The sequence below is a fragment of the Methylocapsa palsarum genome, assembly GCF_900114285.1.
GTDB lineage: Bacteria > Pseudomonadota > Alphaproteobacteria > Rhizobiales > Beijerinckiaceae > Methylocapsa > Methylocapsa palsarum.
The window spans coordinates 169,099-191,465 of sequence record NZ_FOSN01000001.1; the positions used below are offsets into that span (position 1 = coordinate 169,099).

General features: G+C 62.6%; 20 protein-coding genes. 15 read left to right on the forward strand and 5 right to left on the reverse strand.

Annotation, left to right across the window (positions count from 1 at the left end; translation table 11 throughout):
- Positions 1-17: 17 nt before the first annotated feature.
- Entirely contained in the window at positions 18-1,352 is a 1,335-nt protein-coding gene (gene mnmE / locus BM177_RS00810; protein WP_091676030.1) for a tRNA uridine-5-carboxymethylaminomethyl(34) synthesis GTPase MnmE, read from the reverse strand.
- A gap of 181 nt (positions 1,353-1,533) precedes the next feature.
- On the opposite strand from mnmE, the gene BM177_RS00815 reads away from it, so the two are divergent.
- Complete coding sequence (locus BM177_RS00815) at positions 1,534-3,624, forward strand: thioredoxin domain-containing protein (RefSeq protein WP_091676034.1); 2,091 nt, start codon at positions 1,534-1,536, stop codon at positions 3,622-3,624.
- Positions 3,625-3,637: 13 nt separating this feature from the next.
- Here the strand turns inward: BM177_RS00815 and BM177_RS00820 are convergent, their stop codons facing one another.
- Positions 3,638-4,456 carry an AprI/Inh family metalloprotease inhibitor gene (locus BM177_RS00820; protein WP_139223464.1) on the reverse strand — a complete coding sequence of 273 codons (819 nt, stop codon included), beginning with the start codon at positions 4,454-4,456 and terminating at the stop codon, positions 3,638-3,640.
- Between the two features lie 190 nt (positions 4,457-4,646).
- On the opposite strand from BM177_RS00820, the gene BM177_RS00825 reads away from it, so the two are divergent.
- From BM177_RS00825 to BM177_RS00840, 4 genes are all read left to right on the forward strand, one after another.
- Complete coding sequence (locus BM177_RS00825; RefSeq protein WP_091676040.1) at positions 4,647-5,324, forward strand: HAD-IA family hydrolase; 678 nt, start codon at positions 4,647-4,649, stop codon at positions 5,322-5,324.
- Positions 5,325-5,471: 147 nt separating this feature from the next.
- On the forward strand, positions 5,472-7,289 hold the full coding sequence (gene aroB, locus BM177_RS00830; RefSeq protein ID WP_091676044.1) for a 3-dehydroquinate synthase: 1,818 nt from the start codon (positions 5,472-5,474) through the stop codon (positions 7,287-7,289).
- A 2-nt stretch (positions 7,290-7,291) separates the two neighbouring features.
- Entirely contained in the window at positions 7,292-8,608 is a 1,317-nt protein-coding gene (locus BM177_RS00835) for an HlyC/CorC family transporter (protein WP_091676048.1), read from the forward strand.
- Between the two features lie 322 nt (positions 8,609-8,930).
- Positions 8,931-9,620, forward strand: coding sequence for a transposase (locus tag BM177_RS00840; protein WP_091676052.1), 690 nt, complete (start codon positions 8,931-8,933; stop codon positions 9,618-9,620).
- Positions 9,621-10,225: 605 nt separating this feature from the next.
- Here BM177_RS00840 and BM177_RS19860 read toward each other — a convergent pair.
- Together BM177_RS19860 and BM177_RS00845 are read right to left on the reverse strand one after the other, a co-directional pair.
- Positions 10,226-10,372, reverse strand: a complete 147-nt coding sequence (locus BM177_RS19860) for a hypothetical protein (RefSeq protein WP_175492445.1) — start codon at positions 10,370-10,372, stop codon at positions 10,226-10,228.
- Positions 10,373-10,441: 69 nt separating this feature from the next.
- The gene (locus tag BM177_RS00845) at positions 10,442-12,220 is read right to left on the reverse strand and encodes a glucan ABC transporter ATP-binding protein/ permease (RefSeq protein WP_091676055.1); all 1,779 of its coding nucleotides are present in this window, start codon (positions 12,218-12,220) and stop codon (positions 10,442-10,444) included.
- Between the two features lie 136 nt (positions 12,221-12,356).
- Between BM177_RS00845 and BM177_RS00850 the strand changes: the two genes are divergently transcribed.
- Positions 12,357-12,602 (forward strand): hypothetical protein, encoded by a 246-nt coding sequence (locus tag BM177_RS00850; RefSeq protein WP_091676060.1) that lies wholly within the window; start codon positions 12,357-12,359, stop codon positions 12,600-12,602.
- A gap of 38 nt (positions 12,603-12,640) precedes the next feature.
- On the opposite strand, the gene BM177_RS00855 is transcribed toward BM177_RS00850, so the two are convergent.
- On the reverse strand, positions 12,641-13,102 hold the full coding sequence (locus tag BM177_RS00855) for a phosphate-starvation-inducible PsiE family protein (RefSeq protein WP_210185872.1): 462 nt from the start codon (positions 13,100-13,102) through the stop codon (positions 12,641-12,643).
- A gap of 180 nt (positions 13,103-13,282) precedes the next feature.
- On the opposite strand from BM177_RS00855, the gene BM177_RS00860 reads away from it, so the two are divergent.
- The 9 genes from BM177_RS00860 (at position 13,283) to pal (ending at position 21,993) form a co-directional block, all read left to right on the forward strand.
- The gene (locus BM177_RS00860) at positions 13,283-14,329 is read left to right on the forward strand and encodes an RluA family pseudouridine synthase (RefSeq protein WP_091677337.1); all 1,047 of its coding nucleotides are present in this window, start codon (positions 13,283-13,285) and stop codon (positions 14,327-14,329) included.
- A 384-nt stretch (positions 14,330-14,713) separates the two neighbouring features.
- Positions 14,714-15,625, forward strand: coding sequence for an RNA polymerase sigma factor RpoH (rpoH, locus tag BM177_RS00865; RefSeq protein WP_091676064.1), 912 nt, complete (start codon positions 14,714-14,716; stop codon positions 15,623-15,625).
- Positions 15,626-15,875: 250 nt separating this feature from the next.
- A complete protein-coding gene (locus tag BM177_RS00870) occupies positions 15,876-16,622 on the forward strand; it encodes a YebC/PmpR family DNA-binding transcriptional regulator (protein ID WP_091676067.1) in 747 nt (248 codons plus the stop codon).
- 41 nt (positions 16,623-16,663) lie between these two features.
- Entirely contained in the window at positions 16,664-17,086 is a 423-nt protein-coding gene (locus BM177_RS00875; RefSeq protein WP_091677341.1) for a YbgC/FadM family acyl-CoA thioesterase, read from the forward strand.
- A gap of 241 nt (positions 17,087-17,327) precedes the next feature.
- Positions 17,328-18,062 (forward strand): protein TolQ, encoded by a 735-nt coding sequence (gene tolQ / locus BM177_RS00880; RefSeq protein WP_091677345.1) that lies wholly within the window; start codon positions 17,328-17,330, stop codon positions 18,060-18,062.
- Positions 18,063-18,166: 104 nt separating this feature from the next.
- Positions 18,167-18,613 carry an ExbD/TolR family protein gene (locus BM177_RS00885; RefSeq protein WP_091676070.1) on the forward strand — a complete coding sequence of 149 codons (447 nt, stop codon included), beginning with the start codon at positions 18,167-18,169 and terminating at the stop codon, positions 18,611-18,613.
- Positions 18,614-18,619: 6 nt separating this feature from the next.
- On the forward strand, positions 18,620-19,735 hold the full coding sequence (locus BM177_RS00890; protein WP_091676074.1) for a cell envelope biogenesis protein TolA: 1,116 nt from the start codon (positions 18,620-18,622) through the stop codon (positions 19,733-19,735).
- Positions 19,736-19,782: 47 nt separating this feature from the next.
- On the forward strand, positions 19,783-21,072 hold the full coding sequence (gene tolB / locus BM177_RS00895) for a Tol-Pal system beta propeller repeat protein TolB (RefSeq protein ID WP_244532053.1): 1,290 nt from the start codon (positions 19,783-19,785) through the stop codon (positions 21,070-21,072).
- A 399-nt stretch (positions 21,073-21,471) separates the two neighbouring features.
- Positions 21,472-21,993, forward strand: coding sequence for a peptidoglycan-associated lipoprotein Pal (gene pal, locus BM177_RS00900; RefSeq protein WP_091676077.1), 522 nt, complete (start codon positions 21,472-21,474; stop codon positions 21,991-21,993).
- Positions 21,994-22,367: the final 374 nt, after the last annotated feature.

Below are 22,367 nucleotides of genomic sequence, written 5' to 3' on the forward strand. Positions count from 1 at the left end.
AACAGAAGCGCGCGGCATTATTTGCCGATGCAGAAGCGTGAAAAGATTTCCCCAAGGATATCTTCCACGTCGACCGCTCCCGTCAATCTTTGCAGGCAAAACAGGGCGGACCGCAAGTCCTCGGCGCGAAGTTCGACGGGCGCGGCGGAATTCCGGACGATGCGCTCCAGAGCCTGCGCCGCATCTTCGAACGCCTTGCGGTGCCGCGCCTTTGTGATGATTCCTGCGCGTCCGTCGCCGGTCTTGTCCACTGCGAAACGGCCGATACGCTTAATCAAAGAGTCGAGATTGCGCCCCGACCGCGCGCTGATCTCCATCGGGGCCGCGTTGAACGTCTCCTCGCCCGTCGTCGCAAGGGCGTGATCGCGCTTCGTTAATAAAGACCAGACCGGCCCTTCCCCGAGGTCCGGAAAAGGCTCCGCCTCGCCGGCCTCGGTCAGCCAGAGCACCAGATCCGCGGATCGCGCCTTTTCGCGCGCCCGAGCCATGCCGATCCTCTCGATTTCATCGCCGCTCTCGCGCAGGCCCGCCGTGTCGATCAAGGTGACCGCGCAGCCGTCAAGATCGAGATGAACCTCCAGCGCGTCGCGGGTGGTGCCGGCGTGCGCGGAGACGATCGCCACGTCGCGCCGGGCGAGCGCATTGAGCAGCGTCGATTTGCCGGCGTTGGGAGGCCCCGCGATGACAATGGTCAGCCCTTCCCGGATCATTTCCCCCGCCCGGCTGAAACGCAGCTCGTTTCGGAGGTCAACAAGCACCGGCCGAACAAGCTCGGCGATGTCCGCGCCAGCCGAGTCCGTGACGTCGCCTTCATCGGAGAAGTCGATCTCGGCTTCCATCAAAGCCGCCGCCTCCAAGAGGGTCGCGCGCCAGATGGCCGTCCTTTCTCCCAGCACGCCTTGGGTCTGGCGGAAAGCCTGCCGGCGCTGCCATTCCGTTTCGGCGTCGATGATGTCGGCGATTCCTTCGGCCTGGCCGAGGTCCATCTTGCCGTTCAAAAGCGCGCGACGGGTGAATTCCCCTGGCTCCGCAGGACGTGCGTCAGCGAACGATCCCAGCGCCTCAAACAGGGCGTTGAGGACAGCTCTGCCGCCGTGTACGTGAAATTCCGCGTAATCCTCGCCGGTGAAGCTGCGCGGGGCCGGAAAAAACAACAGGAGCCCTTTGTCGATCGCCTCTCCAGTGGCGGGATCAGACAGGGCCGCGAGCTTGGCCGTCCGCTGCTGCGGAATCGCTCCCGCGACGGCCTCAAGCATGGCGCGGGTTCGCGGGCCGGAGAGGCGCACGATCGCGATGGCGGCGCGGCCCGCGCCGGAGGCGGCGGCATAGATGGTCTGATGAGGCGCGCTTATGAAATTTTCCTCGTCTTTGTCACCGCCGATGGCCGAACGTGGCTTATCTTAAGGGATTGACGGCGCTTTCACTATTCGGGCGAGAAAATCGCTCATGGGTGGAACAATCCTCGCACGAGGACCGCAAACCGTGAGCAAACTGCGCCGGGGGCGCGACAACGCAAGGGGGCCTCGAGCATTCATGTCGTCAATCGGTCAAAACGAACCCAGCAGGAACGAACTCGGACAAGCCGCCAGCCCCTACCTCTTGCAGCATGCGGCCAATCCCGTGCATTGGCGGATGTGGTCCCAGGACGCGCTGCGCGACGCCCAGCGGCTCAACAAGCCGATTCTGCTTTCCGTCGGCTACGCGGCCTGCCACTGGTGCCATGTGATGGCGCATGAGAGTTTCGAGGATGGCGCGACGGCGGACGTGATGAACGAGCTTTTCGTCAACATCAAGGTCGATCGCGAGGAGCGACCCGATATAGATCATATTTATATGACGGCTTTACACGCCTTCGGCGAGAGGGGAGGCTGGCCGCTCACGATGTTCCTGACGCCGAAGGGCGAACCGTTCTGGGGCGGCACCTATTTTCCCAAGACCGAGAATTACGGCCGCCCCTCGTTCGTGTCCGTCCTGAAGACCGTCTCCGCTGCCTTTCATGGCGATCCGCAGAGGATCTCGAAAAACACCGAAATCGTTCTCGGCGAATTGCGAAAAACGAGCGCTCCGGGCGAAGCGGGGCTGACCCTCGATCTCGTGGACCAATTGGCCGCGCATGCGGTCAATTTTATCGATGCGATCGACGGCGGGCTTCGCGGCGCGCCCAAATTCCCCAATACCCCAATCCTCGAGCTTCTGTGGCGCGCGGGAGACCGGCTCGGCAAGGGCCCCTATCGCGATCTCGTCAAACTCACCATGACGAAGATGTCGGAAGGCGGCATCTACGATCATCTTGGCGGCGGCTACGCCCGCTATTCGACGGACGAGCGCTGGCTCGCGCCGCATTTCGAAAAGATGCTCTACGACAACGCGCAGATTCTCGAACTGCTGGCGCTTTGCTTTAACGAGACGGGCGATGATCTCTTCAGGACGCGGGCGCGCGAGACGGTCGGTTGGCTGGAGCGGGAAATGACCGCACCGGGCGGCGCGTTCTGCGCCAGCCTCGACGCCGACAGCGAAGGCGTCGAGGGAAAGTTCTACGTCTGGAATTTCGACGAGATCGCGGCGCTGCTCGGTCAGGAGGACGCGAAATTCTTCGGCCGGTTCTACAATGCGTCGCGCATCGGAAACTGGGCCGAATCGCCCGGCGGCCACGCCGTCACCATCCTCAACCGGCTGGAATCCGCGCGCCCGACCATCGAAGAGGAGGCCCGGCTCGCGCCGCTGCGCCAAAAGCTGTTTGCGGCGCGCGAGACGCGGATTCATCCCGGTCTCGACGACAAGATCATGACCGACTGGAACGGCCTCATGATCGCGGCTCTCGTCAACGCCGCGACGCTGCTGGGCGAACCGCAATGGATCGAGAAGGCGGCCAGGGCCTATCGATTCATCCTCGCGACCATGGCCTTCGAGGGGGCGGGGGGAGAGGCCCGGCTGGCGCATAGCTGGCGGGCCGGCGTTCTCGTCAAGCCCGGCCTCGCGCTCGACTATGCCGCCATGATCCGCGCCGCCCTCGCCCTGCACGAGGCGCGCAATCTCGCCGGGCTCGACATCGGGCCGCGCCGGGATTATCTCGCCGACGCCATCGCCTTTGCGAAGGCGTTGGAAACGTTTCACCTTGATCCCGCGAGCGGCCTTCTGTCCATGTCCGCGAACGATGCGGACGACGTGCTGCTGCGGCTCGCCCCGACCGCGGACGACGCGATTCCAAACGCCCATCCGGTCTATCTGTCGGCGCTCGCGCGACTCTCCGGGCTGACCGGCGACCCCGCCTGGCTGGAGCGCGCCGATGTTTTGTTCAAGGCCGTGAGCGCGCCGGCGCGGGGCAATCTCATTGGCCATGCGGGGATTTTGAACGCGCTCGATTTCCGCCTGCGCGTCAGGGACATCGTGACGGCGGGACCCGCCCGTCAGCCGCTTTACGCCGCCGCGCTCGCCCTGCCCTTCATCACCCGCGCCGTGATGGACATCGACCGGCCGCAGGACATCCCGGCAGGTCATGTCGCGCGCGCGCAGGCGGACGCGGCGGGCGAAGCGGCGGCCTTCGTGTGCGCGGGCGGCGCCTGTTCGCAGCCGGTCCGGGACGCGGCCGCGCTGGCCGGGGCCGCAAGCGGAGCGATCCCTTGATAACTATTTGATTTTACTGCTTTTTCAGCCCGAGGCCCTTGCCCTGTTTGGGGTCTTTCTGCCAGCCGCCGTCGGGCTGCTGGTCGAAGACGGCCGTATGCCCTTTGCGGGCGGTGAGTTCGAGACGCCCGCCGACAAGCCGCCAGCCGACCGGATCGAAGATTACGATGCCTTGGTCCCGGCAGGCGGGGGCCAGCGAGGCCTTGAAACCGCCCTTCGCCGCGCTCTTGTCGTCGAGCGTCAGCATGCAGCCGGTGTCCTTGCCTCCCTCGCGAAGAATGGAATAGCGGCCGGCCGCGTCGCTGAGGCGGACAACGGCCCCCGAGCCTGCCGCCTGCGACTTGCCGGCCTCCTGAGACTTGGCGGCCTCCATGGTCCGGGAGGGCGCGGTCGCCGGCGCCGCCGCTTTTTGCGGCAGGCCGTGTTCGACGGATTCGAGCCGGTAGGATTCGCCCTGCGGTCCGCTCGCGACGAAGATCTCGTCGCTTTGCGAGACGAAATCGAGGACCGAGGCTCCGGATTTGTCGGCGAAATCGATATGGTCGTCGCCGACGAGGCTCCAGGTCTCGACCTGACCCAGCACCGGCAGCGCCTTGCGGCAGCCGGCGGGCATTCCGACGCTGCGGCCGCCGCCGATCGCGGGCCCGGCGCGCAAAGTCACGCGGCAGGATTTATTCGCATGTTCGAGCGTCACGTCCCACTGGCCGGTTTCGGCCCGAAGCAGGGTGATCGCCTGGACCGGCCCGCAGCTGAGGAGGCTCACGGTCATCATCAGCGCCGGCCATGCTCCCGCCGCGCGCGACAATCTTGACGGCTTGACGGTTCCCGGCATCGGTCCTCGCGATTCGTTCGGCGGGTTTGCCACCCTCTCGCGGGATAACGAATAATACAACTTTGTAAAGCCGCGAAGGCGCACTGGAAACGAGGACCGGGGAATAAATAAAAACAATCTGAACCATCGCCTCGCCGCGCGGCTGTCGAAGCTGGTTGACGCTTTCCCTGCGCAAGCTTAACCCTGCCATATGCAGGAAACTCCTCCGCTTCTGGTGTTCGACCTCGACGGCACGCTCGCCGATACGGCGGGCGATCTGATCGCGACCCTCAACGCCATTTTGCAACGAGAAGGCCTCTCAGGCGTCGCCGCGGCCGAGGCGCGGGCCATGGTCGGCGGCGGGGCCCGCCTTCTGATCCAGCGCGGCCTTTCGGCCAATGGCGTGAGCGTGGCCGATGCGCGCCTCGACGAATTGTTCGCGGATTTCCTCGCCCATTACGAGGCCCATATCGCCGACGAGACGGTTCTGTTTCCGGGCGTCCACGCGGCGCTGGATCGATTTGAGTCGGCGGGCTGGGCCTTCGCGGTCTGTACTAACAAGATCGAATATCCGTCGGTGCTGCTCCTGAACGCCCTGGGCGTCGCCGACCGTTTCAAGGCGATCTGCGGCAAGGATACGTTCAAGGTCAGCAAGCCAGACGGCGGCGCGGTCCTGCAAACGATCGCCCGCGCGAAGGGGGACCACCGCCGCGCGATCATGGTGGGCGATTCGAAAACCGATATCGACGCCGCGCGCAACGCCGGGATTCCGGTGGTGGCGGTCGACTTCGGATACACCGATCAGCCCGTCGCCGCCTTCAGGCCTGACCGGATCATCAGCCATTTCGACGAATTATGGGACGCCGTCGAAGCTTTGCGGATCGCCTGAGCGATTCGTGCGAACGATGGATTCTCTTTTATCAATGACTTGGGAAGGAGCTTTGGCCGAAAGGCGGGCGCTGCCGTTTGACGCTGTTTCTCTCGTTGCGGCGCAAGGCGCTTTAAATCGAATTCCTCCGCATGTTACACTCGTTTTATGAGCAGCGAGACAGGATCGGCGGGGATCGGAGCGGAAGCGTTTGAGCGGGACCGGCGCCTCGAATCATTGGTGCGGGCGTTGGGACGGCGTTCGATCGTCCTCGTCGGCCTGATGGGCTCCGGGAAGACTTCGACCGGCCGGCGCCTCGCGCATCGAATCGGCCTCGGATTCGTCGACGCCGACAGTGAGATCGAGACTGCGGCGGGCATGTCGATTTCGGACATTTTCGAACAGCACGGAGAGGCGTATTTCCGCGACGGCGAGCGCCGCATCATGGCGCGGCTGCTTGAGGAAGGCCCGCGCGTGATCGCGACCGGAGGCGGCGCGTTCCTGAACGAGGAGACCCGCGCGCGGATCGCCGGCGGCGGGATATCGGTATGGCTCAAGGCCGACTTCGACGTCCTTTGGCGGCGGGTCCGCAAACGCTCGCACCGGCCGCTGCTGCGCAACGCAGATCCCGAACAGACGATGCGCTTGCTGATCGAACAGCGCTATCCCGTTTACGCCAAGGCCGATCTGACGATTGTCTCGCGCGACGGACCACATGAACTCGCCGTCGAGGATATTATCGCGGAAGTCGAACGCTTTTTGCGGTCCGCGCCGCCGTGCGAAAACCAGGGTATCATGCACGCTTCAGAGTCCGCTTCCCCGAAGACGCGCCACGCCGCCGATGCGGAATCTGGCGCCTGCGCCACGGTCCGGGTCGATCTTGGCGCCCGGTCCTATGACATCCTGATCGGCTCCGGCTTGACCGCCGAGGCCGGAGCGCATCTGCGCCGCCTCGCGCCCGGAGCGGCCTGCGCGATCGTCACCGACGAACATGTCGCGGCGCTGCATCTGCCAACTCTCGAAAAAGCTCTCGACCTCGCCAAGATCCGCCATTCCAGTGTCGTCGTCCCGCCCGGCGAGGAATCGAAATCCTTCGAGGTTTTCGCCCGCGTCTGCGACGCGGTGATCGAGGCGCGGCTTGAGCGCGGCGATCTGATCATCGCCCTTGGCGGCGGGGTCATCGGCGATCTCGCGGGCTTCGCCGCTGCGGCGGTCCGGCGCGGCATGCGCTTCGTCCAGATGCCGACGACCCTGCTCGCCGAGGTCGATTCCTCGGTTGGCGGCAAGACCGGGATCAACTCCCGCCACGGCAAGAATCTGATCGGCGCGTTTCACCAGCCCTCGCTCGTGCTGGCGGACACCGACCTGCTCGCGACGCTTCCCTCGCGCGAATTCAGGGCGGGCTATGCCGAGGTCGTGAAATACGGATTGATCGGAGACGCGGCCTTTTACGACTGGCTCGAGGCGAATTGGCGGGCGGTCTTTGCCGGTGGTCCCGAGCGGGTCCATGCGATCGCCACGAGCTGCGCCGCCAAGGCCGCCATCGTCGCCCGCGATGAACACGAACAGGGCGACCGGGCGCTGCTCAATTTCGGCCATACGTTCGGCCACGCCTTCGAGCGCCTTGTCCGTTACGACGGCTCGCGCCTTGTCCACGGCGAAGGCGTCGCGATCGGCATGGCCTGCGCCATGCGGTTTTCCGCGCGCAAAGGCCTTTGTTCCGGGCAAGATCAGGTCCGGGCCGAATCGCATCTGCGCGAGGCTGGCCTCCCGGTCAGGATCACGGACATTCCGGGTTGGTCGGCGAGCGCCGACGACATTCTCGAAGCGATGTATCAGGACAAGAAGGTCGAGCGCGGGTCGCTGACCTTCATTCTGGCCCGCGCCATCGGCGATTGTTTCGTGGCGAAGAACGTCGCCGCCGCCGACATCCACAGCTTCCTGCAAGATGAACTGCTGCAAGAAGAATTGATGACGGGACATTAGCCATGCATGGCGCAGGCGCCAAGGCCTTGCCGGTCGAACTCTGGCTCGCAATCGTAATCATCGTCGTCTGCGTCGTCCTCGCCGCGTTTTTCGCCGCCTCCGAGACGGCGCTCACGGCGGCCTCGCGCGCGCGCATGCACGCCCTGGAAAAAAATGGCGACCGGCGCGCCATCCTGGTCAATCGTCTGCTCAAGACCCGCAACCGGCTGATCGGCGCGACCTTGCTTGGCGGCACGATGGTCAACATCGGCGCCTCCGCCTTCGCGACCAGCATCCTCGTCGATCTCTTCGGGGACAGCGGGGCGCTCTACGCAACCGGGCTCATGACGGTCCTGTTGCTTGTGTTCGCGGAAGTGATGCCGAAGACCGTCGCGATCAATTATCCCGACCGTCTGTCGCTCTGGGTCGCGCGCTCGATCTCGTTCTTCGTCGCGATTTTCGGGCCGGTCCTGATCGCCGTCGAGGCTTTCGTGCGCGCGCTCTTGAGGCTCTTTGGCGTCGACACCAGCCGCGCGCATTCGATCCTCTCCGGCCACGAGGAGCTGAAAAGCGCGGTCGATCTTCTGCACCGGGAGGGCGGCGTCGCCCGCTCCGACCGCGACATGTTCGGCGGCCTGCTCGATCTGCGCGATCTCGAAGTCTCGGACGTGATGGTGCACCGGACCAAGATCCTCGCGCTCAACGCCGATCTGCCCCCGCACGAATTGATCCGCGAGGTCGTCTCCGCGCCCTATTCACGCCTGCCGTTGTGGCGGGGCGAGCCGGACAATATCGTCGGCGTGCTGCATGCGAAGGATTTGCTGCGGGCGCTCGACGCCTCGGGTGGCGAACTGACGGACTTCAATGCCTCGACCATCGCCCTTGAACCCTGGTTCGTGCCCGACACGACGCCGGTTCAGGATCAGTTGCAGGCGTTTCTGAAGCGCAAGAGCCATTTCGCGATGGTCGTCGACGAATACGGCGTGGTGATGGGCCTCGTCACGCTGGAGGACATTCTGGAGGAGATCGTCGGCGATATCGCCGACGAGCACGATCCCGTCGTCCAGGGCGTCAAGGTTCAGGCGGACGGGTCGGTGATCGTCGACGGGTCGGTGCCGATCCGCGACCTCAACCGGGTCATGGCCTGGAGCCTGCCCGACGAGGAGGCGACCACGATCGCGGGGCTTGTGATTCACGAGGCGCGCGCGATCCCGGAGACGGGGCAGGTGTTCACCTTTCATACGTTCCGGTTCGAGGTGTTGCGCAAGGTCAAGAACCGGATCGCCTCGCTGCGGATTTTCCCGGCCTCGCATGCCGGCGCATCGGCGAAGAGCGTCTAGACTGCCGCCCTGCGCAGACCGCGTGGCTTCGCCTTTTTCATCGCCGGGAAACTCCTTGGGGCTGGCGTCGGCCCTGATGTTCTTCTCAAGGCGCAAGGCGTCGATCCGGCGCCGTTCGCCGATTCCGACACGCCGCTGGCGAAGGCGCATTACAATCCCGATCAGCCGCGTGACAGCCATGGCCGATGGAGCGGCGGCGTCGAGGAGGCGGGCTGGCGCAGAACCGGCTGAAGCCGCTCGTCGATTTTCTCGAATCGCTTCGCTCGCTCGCGCGCGGGTGGGATATAGACGGCAAACTTAAAATTGGAACAATATTCATCCCATGGAAGAGTTGAACTCTCTAGAGACCGCTATCCTTGAAAAGATGTTGAGTGGAAACAATGAGTCATTCAACACTCAGCGGCAGAAGTATCGTTCCGCGAAAGTAACGGAAAGAAGTTCCACGGGAGTTGGATTTTTCACTCATTTCCATGTGCCTCCCAACGTTGCAAGACTGACTGATCGGGAAGGTTTGGAAATCGGCGATGTCTCCGCCGAAATTGTGGGGTTGAAATATGGAGCTGATTTTGTGCTCTTCGTGAAGGATGGCGCCATTGATACGCTTGAGGGCTTTTGTTACGACGAAGCTTGGCCCGCTCGCGCAATTGCTACAAATATTTTTTACAATGGCCTCTTGCGCCCGATCATCGCAAAAAATGTTGAAGCGGCCTCTGTTCTGATGACGGACGAAGCTACAATTTATCGCGGAATTGGCAAAAAGTTCGGCGCGCACCACACAGTCATTCACTCAGCTAATGAGTACGCGCGCCTTGGGTCTTACATTCACATCAATTCCGCAGAAAACTTTTTCAGCATTGTGAAGCGTGGAATTATTGGTTCGTATCATCATGTTTCAGAGGCGCATTTGCACCGCTACATGTGGGCGAGTTCGACTATTGCTATAACACTCGCACGATTACTGATTTTGAGCGTTTCTCAGCGTCTATCCCCGGCATTGTCGGGAAGCGCTTAACCTATCGGCGGATAGTGAAGTCAGCGGCCAGGCGCGCGGCTCATGATTTCTCGCGCTGCAGAAAGTCAACCAGTGATCATTAATAAAATTTAACGTCCCAATCTAAGACTCCGCCTGCCCAAAAACCTAAAATGCAGAACGAATCACGATCGTGAGTGATTCGCGAAGCCGCGCCCGCATAAGGCGTTGGAACCACAGAGCGCGACTTCGCTTCACCCCATATAAAGGGATATAGATATGCTTAACCAACCTAACTCGTTAGTCAACCCCTTCCCCCGCCTCGTATGGACAGGGGCAAGCAGGACGACTTACGAATTCGAGCACCACGCAATTGGGATGAGATTCAATGCCATCGGTGGTGTCTATATTTTCTGTAAGCAAGCCTCTGATACGTTGTGGTATGCGATATATGTCGGCGAGACAGACAATTTTTCCAGACGTTTGTCCGATGAACTTGCGGCGCATCATCGATGGGATGACATATCCCGCTCCGGGGCCACACACGTCTGCGCGATGGTCGTCAGAGGCGGCAATGCCGAAAGAGTACGAATCGAAAACTGATCTTCGTCATGGGTTGAATCCACCCTGCAACCATCAATAAAACGTTAACTTTTAGGGCTTGGTTTAGTTGCCAAGCCCTTTTTAATTTTTGGCTTGGCTTTAGGTTTCGGCCCGCTCTTGACCGCCGCATCAATGGCGCGCTCAAATCGCTCCCATGCGTCTGGTTTGTTTTCAGCCGCCGTTTTATCCATTGGAGCTGTCCATTTGCTGTTTCCAGAGCCCATTATTCCGTACCCCTGACCCGCGCCCGCGGATCTAGACTATGGCCCGGCTTTCGCGGGCGCGACCTGCCCCACCATGAATTGCGCCCGCGCCAATTCCGCGAAGAGCCCGCCTTTCGCGACGAGTTCGTCGAACGAGCCGGCCTCGATGATCCTGCCCTGATCGAAGACGAAGATCCGGTTCGCGCCGCGAATGGTCGCCAGCCGGTGCGCGATGACGAAGGTGGTGCGGCCTTCCGTCGCTTTCTCCAAGGCGCCCTGCAATTGCCGCTCGGTCGTGGCGTCGAGGGCCGAGGTCGCCTCGTCGAGGATCATGATCGGCGGGTTTTTCAACAAGGCGCGGGCGATGGAGATGCGCTGGCGCTCGCCGCCTGAAAGCGAGCGTCCGCGTTCGCCGACGATGGTCGAGAGACCCTCGCTCTGGCGGCCGACGAACTCGGTGGCCTGCGCCCGTTCGAGGGCGAGTTCGATCTCCTCCCTCGTCGCGCCGGGGCGCCCGACGCGAAGGTTTTCCTCGATCGAGCGGGCGAACAGCATCGGCTCCTGAAACACGACGCCGATGTTGCGCCGGAGCGAGGCGAGGGTCAGGTCGCGGATGTCCATCCCGTCGATCAGGACGCGGCCCTTGTCGGGATCGAACACCCGGTGCAGCAGCCCGAGCGTCGTGGATTTGCCCGACCCCGTCGAGCCGACCAGCGCGACGGTCTCGCCGGGCGCGACCTCGAAGGCGATGTTGGAGACCGCCGGCCTTTTTCCGTCATAGGAAAACGAGACGTTCTCGAATACGACGCGGCCTTCGAGGCGGCCGGGATCGACCGCGAACGGCGCGTCGGCGACCTTCGGGTCGGTGTCGAGAACGTCGAAAAAGTCCTGCAGCTTCGGCGCCTGCATGAACAAGGCGTTGAAAAAGCCGACGACCTGCTCCAGCCGCGCGATCAGCATGGTGGCGAAATTCATGAAGGTCACGATCTCGCCGACGCTGGCGAGGCCCTGCAGGTTGAGCCAGGTCCCAAGCAGGAAAATCGACAGAAGCGACAGGGTCGAGGACGCCCGGGTCGCGACGGCCGCGATCGCCCACCAGGAGAGCACCGGCATCTGCGCGCCAAGTACTGAATCGATGATCCCCCCGAGCGTCTTTGTCTCGATGTCGATGCGGGTGAAGCTCTGGATCACCGGCACGTTGCCGAGCGCGTCGGAGGCGTGTTCGGCGAGCGTGCTGTTGTAGTTCTCGACCGATTGCTGCAGGGTCTCAGTCTTGCGCAGGACAAGCGTGGTCAGAACCGCGAAGAGCGCCACAAGAACGATCAGCACCGCGCCGAGCCGCCAGTTCAGGAACAGCGACAACGGCAACAAGATCACCAGCGCCGCCAGCGAGGCGCAATTCTCGCGGAAGAACGACAGCCAGAGGCCGGACATTCCGGCGGCGCCCTCCAGCATCACCTTGAGCAGCCGGCCGGAATGGACCGAGGAATGGAAGCTCAGCGGCAGATGCAGCACATGTTCGAAATAGAGCGCCATGACCGCGAGGCGGCGGCGATGCGCGAGCTTGTCCGCGTTCAGGGCGACGAGAACGCCCGCCGGAATCGAAAACAGGCCAAACCCCACCCAGGCGCCGAGTAGCGGAACGAGGTCGCGAAAGGTCAGGACAATTCCCGGAGTCTGGCCGCTGGTGAGTTTGTCGATGATGCGTCCGAAGAGGACGGGCTCGGCGAACTGGGCGATCGCCAGCGCGAGGTTGGCGAAGGCGAGGAAAATCGCGAGATATTTTTCGCTGCCGAGGAGTTTCAGGGCCCGGAGATAGACGGAAAAAATCGACATTGCAGGCTCGCGGCTTGGCTCCGGCTTACGGCTGAGGCTTTCGCACGGCGACGGCGAAATTGGTAGGCTTTAATCGGCGCTCCCTTGCCGTAGGGCGGAGGGATTGTATAACCTTAAGGAAAACGGGAGGAAGTCCATGAATCGCATCGCTTTAGCTGTGTTTGCGACGCTGATGGCCGCAGCTCCAGCGCTGGCCGACGATTGCCAGAGCAAGGCGGTCGGCAAGGACGGGCGCGCGCTCGCCGGCGCCGCGCTGACCGGCTTTTTGAAGAAATGCCAGCGGGAGGCCTGCGAAACCAAAGCCGTCGGCTCGGACGGCAAACCCCTTCATGGCGCGGCCAAGAACAGCTTCATGACAAAGTGCAAGGCTGGGGCGGGCTGACGCCGGCAAACAGATTTAGCCGCGATCGGCGATTGTGGTCACCCAACGCGCCGATTCCAGAGGCAGAGCCAGTAGCCGACGCCGACCGCCAGCGTGACGGCGGCGGTCGCGTAGACGTAATCCGCGCCCACTTCTTTGTAATCAAGGATGATGATTTTTCGTAAGATCGCCATGTAGGCGGTGACGACAACGATTTCCAGCTGCATCACCTCGCTGCGCAGATAGCTGACGATGTTCATGAAAATTTCGATCGCGATGAGCACCGCCATGAAGGCGCCGAAGGTCGCGAAGATGTCGCCGATCTCGAGCAGAAAATTTGGATGCGACATCACCCGGTTGTAGAGAATGATCACGACTTCGGCGACGCCCCACCAGATGACGAGCACCATCAGAATCGCGAGGACGCGGACGGCGTGCCGGATCGTCAGATAGCTCCATTTGACGACCGGATCGTCGCTTTCGAGGGCGCCGTGCGCGCCGCCGTTATTGTCCTCGTCCACGATTCTTCTCCGCGTCACTGTCCCGGCGGGCGCCGGACGTGATGAAAATGCTCGACATTCACGCCGAAAGCGAATCCCTTACCGATCCGCTCCCGCCGCCTTCGGCGCTCGAGGCGAAACTTGAACCAGGCCTTTGAGGATATTCAGTTGGGCGCGCCCGAAACAAGCCTGAGCGTCGCCTTGACAGAGCCCGAAACGGCGAACCGGCCCCCTGACGCCGCCTCGCTCTCCTGCCAGGTGGCCCCGGAGCAAGGAGGCGAAAGGCTTGATCGCTATCTCGCGGGCGCGGCGGGTTCAAGCTTGTCGCGCACGCGGATCAAGACGCTGATCGAAGCCGGCCGCGTCGTCGTCGACGGCGCGAGGGCGGCCAGCGCCAGCCAGATCATCCGCGCCGGCCAGGTCATCCGGGTCGATGTTCCAGAACCCACGGATCCCGTTCCCGCGGGCGAGGATATCCCGCTCGCCGTCGTGTTCGAGGACGAGCACCTGCTCGTCATCGACAAACCCGCGGGCCTCGTCGTCCATCCGGCGGCGGGGCATGAGACCGGAACCCTCGTCAACGCACTGATCGCTCATTGCGGCGCGAGCCTCTCCGGCGTCGGAGGAGTGCGGCGCCCCGGCATCGTGCACCGGCTCGACAAGGAGACGTCCGGCCTGCTCGTGATCGCCAAGACCGACGCCGCGCATCAGGGCCTCGCCGCCACGTTCGCCGATCACGGCAAGACGCTCGGCCTCATCCGCGAATATCTGGCTTTCGTCTGGGGGGCGCCGGCGCAGCCCTCGGGAACGATCGACGCGCCGCTCGGCCGTCATGCGATCGAGCGGGAAAAGTTCGCCATCGTCCCGGCCGCGCGAGGCCGCCATGCGGTGACCCACTGGCGGGTTCTGCAACGCTTCGGGGCCGGCGCCAGCCTCGTCGCCTGCCGGCTGGAGACCGGCCGGACCCATCAGATCCGCGTTCACATGGCGCATGTCGGCCATCCTTTGATCGGCGATCCTGTCTACGCGAAGGGTTTCCGAACCAAGGCGGCGAGGCTGCCGCCCGCGGCGCGGGCCTGCGCCGAAAACCTGACCCGGCAGGCCCTTCACGCCGCCGTTCTGGGATTCAGGCACCCCGTCACCGGCGAGACGCTGCGATTCGAAAGCGCGCCGCCGGAGGCGTTGCGCGCGCTCGGCGAGGCGCTGGCGCAGGGCGACGGACTCGCGCCGCCCGCCGATCATAAATAATTTATGATAAAATTCATCATTTCATAGTAGGCTCACGCATCAGCCTTAGGTCGATCGCCAGAAAGGCGCCGAATCCCTCAAGGCTGAGGGGGAAGCCTGTCGCAGACGCCGTCAAATGTGAATTCTTGTTTAGCTTTGCCGCCGCAAGCGGCAGTCAGGGTTCGTGTGATGTTTATTGCAATCCGAGGGAAACATTGCCGAAATCGGACGTTCATCGGTTCAGACAAACCGAGGGCCGAGCCTGACAAAGCTGTAACCTTTCTAATTTGTAATGAGAGCGGCGCGTCCATGCGGGATATGTTTTCGTAATGCATGGACGGATTGATGATTTGTCCGGTTATGAGAACGCTCCGTACAGGAGGGTTCCGAGGGAGATGTTTTGAAATGAGTGCTGCGCTGCCGATGATTTCGGGTGAAAGTGGGCTCGCTCGTTACCTCAATGAAATTCGCCGGTTTCCGATGCTGGAGCCGCAGGAGGAATACATGCTGGCCAAGCGTTGGCGCGAGCATGCTGATTCCGACGCCGCTCACAAGCTTGTGACGTCTCATTTGCGTCTCGTCGCGAAGATCGCCATGGGATACCGCGGATACGGCCTGCCCATCAGCGAAGTCGTTTCGGAAGGCAATGTCGGCCTGATGCAAGCTGTGAAGCGATTCGAGGCCGACAAGGGCTTTCGTCTCGCGACATACGCTATGTGGTGGATTCGCGCTTCAATACAAGAGTATATCCTGCGGTCGTGGTCGCTTGTGAAAATGGGCACGACGGCGAGCCAGAAGAAATTGTTTTTCAACCTGCGCAAGGTGAAAAGCCAGATCTCGGCGCTCGAAGAAGGGGATCTGCGTCCCGAGCATGTCACGACGATCGCGCACCGGCTTGGCGTGAGCGAGCAGGATGTCGTCGACATGAACCGGCGGATGTCCGGCGACGCGTCGCTGAACGGCCCGGTTCGCGCCGAGGGCGAAGGCGAATGGCAGGATTGGCTCGTCGACGAGAGCGCCACGCAGGAAAATCTGCTCGCCGACCGCGAGGAAAGCGAGAATCGTCTTGGCGCGCTGCGCAATGCGCTCGGCGTCCTCAACGAACGCGAGCGCAAGATTTTCGAGGCGCGTCGTCTGAGCGAGGATCCGATCACGCTCGAGGCTTTGTCGGATCAATTCGACATTTCCCGCGAGCGGGTGCGTCAGATCGAGGTCCGCGCGTTCGAAAAGGTGCAGGCGGCGGTGAAGGCCGGAGTCGGGCGGATCGAAACCCGCTCCCGGACCCCGCGAATCGAGAATTCCGCCGCGCCGGTCTGATTGGCTGATCGGCTGATGATTAGCGCGACGAAAGCAAAAAGGCGTCCGGACCAGGGTTCGGGCGCCTTTTCATTTAGGCGCGAACGCCTTTCCCGTCCCTGCTGACGGCTTTATTTCTCACCAACCTCAGCCTATACAAATTTTCCGTCGAAACCGGCGGAGCGGTCCGGCGCGCGGCGTAACGGACTGGCGGAACAGGCGAATATCCTCCGGAAACGGCGGGCTCCGGACGCAAGGGGATGGTTGAGGAATGGCGGGACACAGTCAGTTCAAGAATATCATGCACAAGAAGGGCAAGCAGGATGCGATCCGCTCCAAGCTTTTTTCCAAGCTCGCCCGCGAAATCACCGTCGCCGCGAAAATGGGTTTGCCCGATCCCAACATGAACGCGCGGCTGCGCGCCGCCGTCCTCGCGGCCCGCGCCGAGAACATGCCGCGGGACAATATCGAACGCTCCATCAAAAAAGCCTCCGGCGCCGACGCCGAAAATTATGACGAGGTCCGCTATGAGGGCTACGCCCCCGGAGGGGTCGCCGTGATCGTCGAGGCGCTGACCGACAACCGCAACCGGACGGCGGGCGAAGTGCGCTCCTATTTCACCAAGGCGGGCGGCTCGCTCGCGGAGACGGGTTCGGTCTGTTTCATGTTCGACCATGTCGGCCTCGTCGAGTTTCCGGCGGGCGTCGCCTCGGAAGAGGCGATGCTTGAGGCCGCGATTGACGCCGGCGCGCAGGATGTCCTGTCGAGTGAAGAGAGCCACGAAATCATTACGACTTTCGAAGTTCTGCGCGAGGTCGCGCAGGAACTCGAAAAGAAGTTCGGCGAACCGCGCAAGGCCAGTCTGATCTGGCGCCCGCAGAACACGATCAGCGTCGACGACGAGGCCGGCGAAAAAATCGTCCGCCTCGTAGGGTCGCTCGAAGACAACGACGACGTCCAGAATGTCTACGCCAATTTCGAGATTTCGGATGCGCTGATGGCGAAGCTCGGCGGGTGACCGCTGGGCCTCTCCAGCGGGACATAAAGGGTAGCGCGTCCTTGCAGGCGCCGCACCGCTTCGCGATCCGCGTCTATTACGAGGACACCGATTTTTCCGGCGTCGTCTATCACGCCTCCTACCTGAGGTTCCTGGAGCGGGGCCGCACGGAATTTCTCCGCGCCCTTGGAATCGGGCACAGATCCATCTTCGCGGGGGCGGACGGCGAGAGCCTTCACTTCGTCGTGCGGGCCATGTCGATCGAATTTATCAAGCCCGCCCTGATGGACGATTCGCTTTGGGTTGAAACGTCGATCGAGACCCTGGGCGGCGCCTCGGTCGAGATGAGCCAGGCCATTCTGCGCGACGCCGAACCGCCCTTGATCAAGGCCAAGGTCAGGATCGGCATGGCCTCGCAGGGAAAGGCGAGGCGGATTCCGCCGCTGATCCTCAACAAGCTGAAGGGCGAAGCTTCGCCGCCTTGATCGCTTTCGTGATCAGGCGCGGTAACGCAAAATTAATCGTGATCGCGCCTAGATCAGGCGCAGTCAGCACGGTCCGCTCTTGCGGCTTCGCCCGCCAAGCCCCAGAAATGACCGATTTTTCGATCAGGGTCGGGCCGCGTCGCAGGCCGCCGCCTTTTGTTGTTGCGGCCCCGTCTTGTGTTGTTGCAGGCCGCCGCCTTGTGTTGAACCCAGCGTCTTTCGCGTTCAGAGGATGGTCACGATGAATCCAGCCGACATCGCCGCAACGGCTTCAGGATTGCCCCCGGTGGCGGAAATGTCACTTCTCGGCATGTTCTGGTCGGCGCATCTCGTGGTCAAGCTCGTGATGATCGGGCTGCTTTGCGCCTCCGTGTGGTGTTGGGCCATCATCATCAACAAGGTTCTGCTCCTGCGCCGCGCCCAGCGCGCGATGGCGCAATTCGAGGAGGTCTTTTGGTCGGGCGCCTCGCTCGACGAGCTTTACGCGACCCTGTCGTCCCGGCCGACGACCGGCATGGCGAGCCTGTTCGTCGCGGCGATGCGCGAATGGCGGCGCTCGCTGCAGGGCGTCGGATCGTCCTTCATGGGATTGCAGGCGCGCATCGAAAAAGTGCTGGACGTCTCGATCGCGCGGGAAGTCGAAAAGCTCGAATCCAATCTTCTCGTCCTCGCGACGGTGGCGTCGGCGAGCCCCTTCATCGGCCTTTTCGGGACGGTCTGGGGCATCATGTCGTCGTTCCGTTCGATCGCGGCCTCGCGCAATACCTCGCTCGCGGTCGTCGCGCCCGGCATCGCCGAAGCGCTTTTTGCGACGGCGATCGGGCTTTTCGCCGCGATCCCGGCCTTGATCGCCTATAACAAACTGCAGGGTGACGTCGCCAAGAAACAGGCGCAGCTCGAAGCCTTCGCCGACGAGTTTTCCTCCATTCTGTCGCGTCAGATCGACCAGCGTTCCGGCCACGATCAGGCGGCCTGAGTCCGGGCGGAGCCCGCGCCCCGCCCTCTCACGTGAAAAGGTGATTTCGAAGGTCCGCAGTTCTTGGGGATCGCGTTCAGGATTCTCCCCGGAGATTTTGCATCATGGCTATGTCAGGAATGGCGGCCCGCAGGGGCGGACGGAGGCGGCGCGGCGTGCCCCGCTACGGCGCGATGGCCGAAATCAACATGACCCCGTTCATCGACGTCATGCTCGTCCTTCTGATCATCTTCATGGTCGCCGCTCCCCTGCTTGCGACCGGGGTGCCAATCGATCTGCCGCAGACCAAGGCGTCGGCGCTGAACATCGATCAGAAGCCGCTGTCCGTCGCCGTCGACGACAAGGGCCTCGTCTTTGTCATGGATCAGCCCGTGCCGGTCGAGCAGCTCGCCGACAAGCTCAAGGAAGTGGCCAAAAGCGGCTTCGATGAACGGATTTACGTGCGCGGCGCCAATCAGGTGAACTACGGCAAGATCGCCGAGGTGATGTCGATCATCACGACGGCGGGCTACAAGAAGGTCGCATTGGTCACCGATCCCAGCAAGAACTGAACGAATATGCGGCTGCCGCAAAATCCTGGCTTCGCGATCTCCGGAGGCGCGCACGCCCTCCTCCTCGCCGCGATCCTTTTGTCCTTCTCGTACGCCGCCCAGTTCGAGGATGCGCAGGAGAGCATTCCGGTCGAGATGCTGACCAATCAGGAATTCAACCAGATCATGCAAGGCGAGAAGACCGCGCCGGCGCGGCCCAAACCGGTGCGGCGGGCGGAAAAGATCGCCGAACTCGTGGAGTCAAAGCCGCATCCGGCGACGCCCGAGGCCAAGGCCGACATTCCCGCGCCGCCTGTCAAGCTGAAGTCTGATCCGGCTGAAGAGGCCTCTCCGCCGCCGCCGCCTCCGCCCGCGTCAGCCGAGCGGGCCGCACCCGCGCCTCCTGCGCACCCGGCCCCGCCTTCAGCCAAACCGATAGAAAATGAAAACGCCGAGGCGATCGAGCCTAAACCCGCAGAAAAGCCCCAAGAAAAGCCCCAAGAAAAGCCCAAGGTCGAAGCGAAGGTCGAGCCCAAGGTCGTCCCGAAACCGGTCGAGAAGCCGAAGCCGAAATTCAAGCCGGACCAGGTCGCAAAGCTGCTCGATCAGGAAAATCAGAAAGATCTGACCAAGCAGATCGAAAAAGCGATCGCCAAACCGAAAGCGGAGCCGAAATCCACGCCCGAAGCCGAAGAGACGCCGCAGAAGTTCGATCCAGGCGACATCAGCAGGTTTTTGACGAAAGAGGCTCCGCAGCGTAAAGCCTCGACGGGCCGCGAATTGCAGCAGGAGGCCTCGCTCGGCTCGCCGACCGCGAGCGCGGCGAAAATGTCGCCCTCGCTTTGGGGGCAACTGGACGGTTTGCTGCAGGAGCAATATAAACGGTGCTGGAATTTCGTGGGGCTCGGCGGTCAAAAGAAATATGTGCCCGAAATTCACGTTCAATATGCGCAGAACGGCTCGCTGATCGGCCAGCCTTCGCTTCTCAACCCGCCGTCGGATCCCAATCTGCGTACGCTGGCGGACAGCGCGCTGCGGGCGGTGCGGCGCTGCGATCCGTTGCATATCCCCGCGCAATATCAACCCTACTATGACCAGTGGAAAGGCCGGATCGTTCGCTTCGACCCGGAAGATATGCTTTGAACATCAGCTATTTAACAAAGAGCCGCCGTGATTTTCTGTCGAGCCTGATCGTTGGCTGCGGCGTCGCCGCCAGCGGGCTCGGGGTCGCCCCTGCATGGGCGCAGGACCGCTACCTCGACGTGCGCCGCGGCGCCGATTTCAAACCGATCCCGATCGCGGTGACGCCATTCGCCGGCGATGCGGCGGCGGCCGGTCAGGTATCCGGCATCATCACCAACAATTTCAAACGTTCGGTGTTCATTACACCGATCGACCCCAAGACCTTCGTCGCGACGATCGACAATCCCGACGTCGCGCCGCAAATGGACGGCTGGCGCGCGGTCAACGCCCAGTTCGTGCTTACGGGCCGCGCGGCCCGCAATCCCGACGGACGGCTGCAGACCGAATTCCGGCTCTGGGACGTTACGACCGGCGCGCAGGTCGCCGGGCAGCAATATGTCACCGATCCGAACAATTCGCGCCGCGTGGCGCATATCATTTCAGACGCGATTTTCACCCGCATCACCGGGGAGGGCGGCTTTTTCGACACGAGAATCGTCTTTGTCGATGAAACAGGGCCTAAGGAGCGCCGCCGCAAGCGCCTCGCGATCATGGACCAGGACGGCGCCAACGTTCGCTATCTGACCCGCGGCGACGACCTTGTCGTGACGCCGCGGTTTTCGCCATCGTCCCAGGACGTGACCTATATGTCCTTCGGAGCCTCGGATCCGAAGGTTCTTCTGCTCAACATCGAGACAGGCCAGCGCGAGGTTGTCGGCAATTTTCCGGGCATGACCTTCGCGCCCCGGTTTTCGCCGGATGGCCAGAAAATCGTCATGTCCCTTGCGCAGGGCTCGGCCTCGAACCTGTTCACGATGGACGTGCGCTCGCGGACGACGACGAGGCTCTCCGACTCGACGGCGATCGACACTTCGCCTTCCTATTCCCCGGACGGAACCCAGATCGCCTTCGAATCGGACCGGGGCGGCGCGCAGCAGATCTATGTCATGTCGTCGAGCGGCGGTTCGCCGCGGCGGATCTCGTTCGGCGAAGGGCGCTATTCGACCCCGGTCTGGTCGCCGAAAGGCGATTACATCGCGTTCACCAAGCAAAAGGGCGGAACCTTCGCCATCGGCGTGATGCGTCCCGACGGGAGCGGCGAGCGCATCCTGACCGAAGGCTATCATAACGAAGGGCCGACCTGGGCGCCGAACGGGCTCTACCTGATGTTCTTCCGGGACCCCGGCGGCGAGGGCGGACCGAAAATCTTCATGGTCGACGTCTTTGGCCGCGCCGAATTTCCGGTCCCGACGCCCGCCTTCGGGTCCGACCCGGCTTGGAGCCCGCTCCTGAACTGACAGGGCGCGGCGCGTTTTCGCTCCGGCTCCCTCTAATCCTCAGGAAATTCTCAGAAATCCCCAAGAAAAACAGACCGGCTGGAAATCGGCCGATCCTGCACGATTTCGGTCGAATCTGACGCATTTCCACTGACGAAACCGGACAACAGTTCGGAGCAAGGCGAATTTTGTATGAATAATCCACCGAATCGGTCCGGCCCTGATCGTGACGCTCAAGCCAATTGCGGCGGCTTGGCGGGGCCTGGCCCTATTCCGGCCATTAACCAGAGGTTAACCATTTCTTTTGATTGCTCAAATGCAACGCTTCGGGGGAAGCTTGGATCAAGGTTGACGGAACCTTCCATTAACCGCGGGGAGATAGGACAGATTACGCCCTGGGGTTCAGTCAAGGAGCAAAGGATGAGCATTCTTAAACGGACAGGCGGAATGAAATTCGCCGCCGTGCTCGGCGCCGCCCTCGCGATCGGCGCCTGCGCCAAAACTCCGTCGGAAGATCCGGCCGCTCTCGCGAATGCGGGGGCCAATATGGGCGCCAGTGCGGGAGCCGCGACGCCCGGCAGTCCTCGCGATTTCGCGGTCAATGTCGGCGACCGCGTCTTTTTCGACAGCGACATGAGCGAATTGAGCTCCACAGCGCAGGCGACGCTCGACAAGCAGGCGACCTGGCTTCAGCAATATAATCGTTACGTTATCACCCTCGAAGGCCACGCCGACGAGCGTGGAACCCGCGAATACAATTTCGCGCTCGGGGCCCGGCGCGCGGAGGCCGCCAAAGCCTATCTCGTCGCGCGCGGCATCCCGGCGGCCCGCATCCACACGATCAGCTACGGCAAGGAACATCCGGTGGCCGTCTGCAACGACATTTCCTGCTGGTCGCAGAACCGCCGCGCGGTCACGGTCCTTGGCGGCGCGCAATCCTGATTGGGAGGCGCAAGTCTTGCGCCCTTCGGCTGAGCCGCTGCGAGCATCTGGCCCCGCTTAAGCAAACGGTTCGAGGCTGCCGGTACGACCGGTCTGATCCCGATCAGCGATGAACTGGCGAAGCTTGGTCAGAGAAAGCGGCGAGTGGGTTCGAGCTGATCCTGGCACTGCCCTCTTTAGGCGCGGCGTCGATGACATCCGCAACGGTTGAAGGCGCTCGGCGTCGCTGCGCAGTACGCGGCTTCGCCCCGAGCCCCTTTCGAGGGCCTTCCTCCCCCCGTCCCCCATGCGATCGCCGGCCCGCCGAGAGCGTGTCGCGCCCTTGTTGCGCGCACCGGCTCGTGACTCGCTCGCAAAAAAAGAGCGCGACTCCC

Bases quoted from the DNA above. Each gene is read 5' to 3' on its own strand.
- BM177_RS00815 (WP_091676034.1), top strand. From the start codon at position 1,534: ATGTCGTCAATCGGTCAAAACGAACCCAGCAGGAACGAACTCGGACAA.
- BM177_RS00820 (WP_139223464.1), bottom strand. From the start codon at position 4,456: ATGCCGGGAACCGTCAAGCCGTCAAGATTGTCGCGCGCGGCGGGAGCA.
- BM177_RS00825 (WP_091676040.1), top strand. From the start codon at position 4,647: ATGCAGGAAACTCCTCCGCTTCTGGTGTTCGACCTCGACGGCACGCTC.
- aroB (WP_091676044.1), top strand. From the start codon at position 5,472: ATGAGCAGCGAGACAGGATCGGCGGGGATCGGAGCGGAAGCGTTTGAG.
- BM177_RS00835 (WP_091676048.1), top strand. From the start codon at position 7,292: ATGCATGGCGCAGGCGCCAAGGCCTTGCCGGTCGAACTCTGGCTCGCA.
- BM177_RS00840 (WP_091676052.1), top strand. From the start codon at position 8,931: ATGGAAGAGTTGAACTCTCTAGAGACCGCTATCCTTGAAAAGATGTTG.
- BM177_RS19860 (WP_175492445.1), bottom strand. From the start codon at position 10,372: ATGGATAAAACGGCGGCTGAAAACAAACCAGACGCATGGGAGCGATTT.
- BM177_RS00845 (WP_091676055.1), bottom strand. From the start codon at position 12,220: ATGTCGATTTTTTCCGTCTATCTCCGGGCCCTGAAACTCCTCGGCAGC.
- BM177_RS00850 (WP_091676060.1), top strand. From the start codon at position 12,357: ATGAATCGCATCGCTTTAGCTGTGTTTGCGACGCTGATGGCCGCAGCT.
- rpoH (WP_091676064.1), top strand. From the start codon at position 14,714: ATGAGTGCTGCGCTGCCGATGATTTCGGGTGAAAGTGGGCTCGCTCGT.
- BM177_RS00870 (WP_091676067.1), top strand. From the start codon at position 15,876: ATGGCGGGACACAGTCAGTTCAAGAATATCATGCACAAGAAGGGCAAG.
- tolQ (WP_091677345.1), top strand. From the start codon at position 17,328: ATGAATCCAGCCGACATCGCCGCAACGGCTTCAGGATTGCCCCCGGTG.
- BM177_RS00885 (WP_091676070.1), top strand. From the start codon at position 18,167: ATGGCTATGTCAGGAATGGCGGCCCGCAGGGGCGGACGGAGGCGGCGC.
- BM177_RS00890 (WP_091676074.1), top strand. From the start codon at position 18,620: ATGCGGCTGCCGCAAAATCCTGGCTTCGCGATCTCCGGAGGCGCGCAC.
- pal (WP_091676077.1), top strand. From the start codon at position 21,472: ATGAGCATTCTTAAACGGACAGGCGGAATGAAATTCGCCGCCGTGCTC.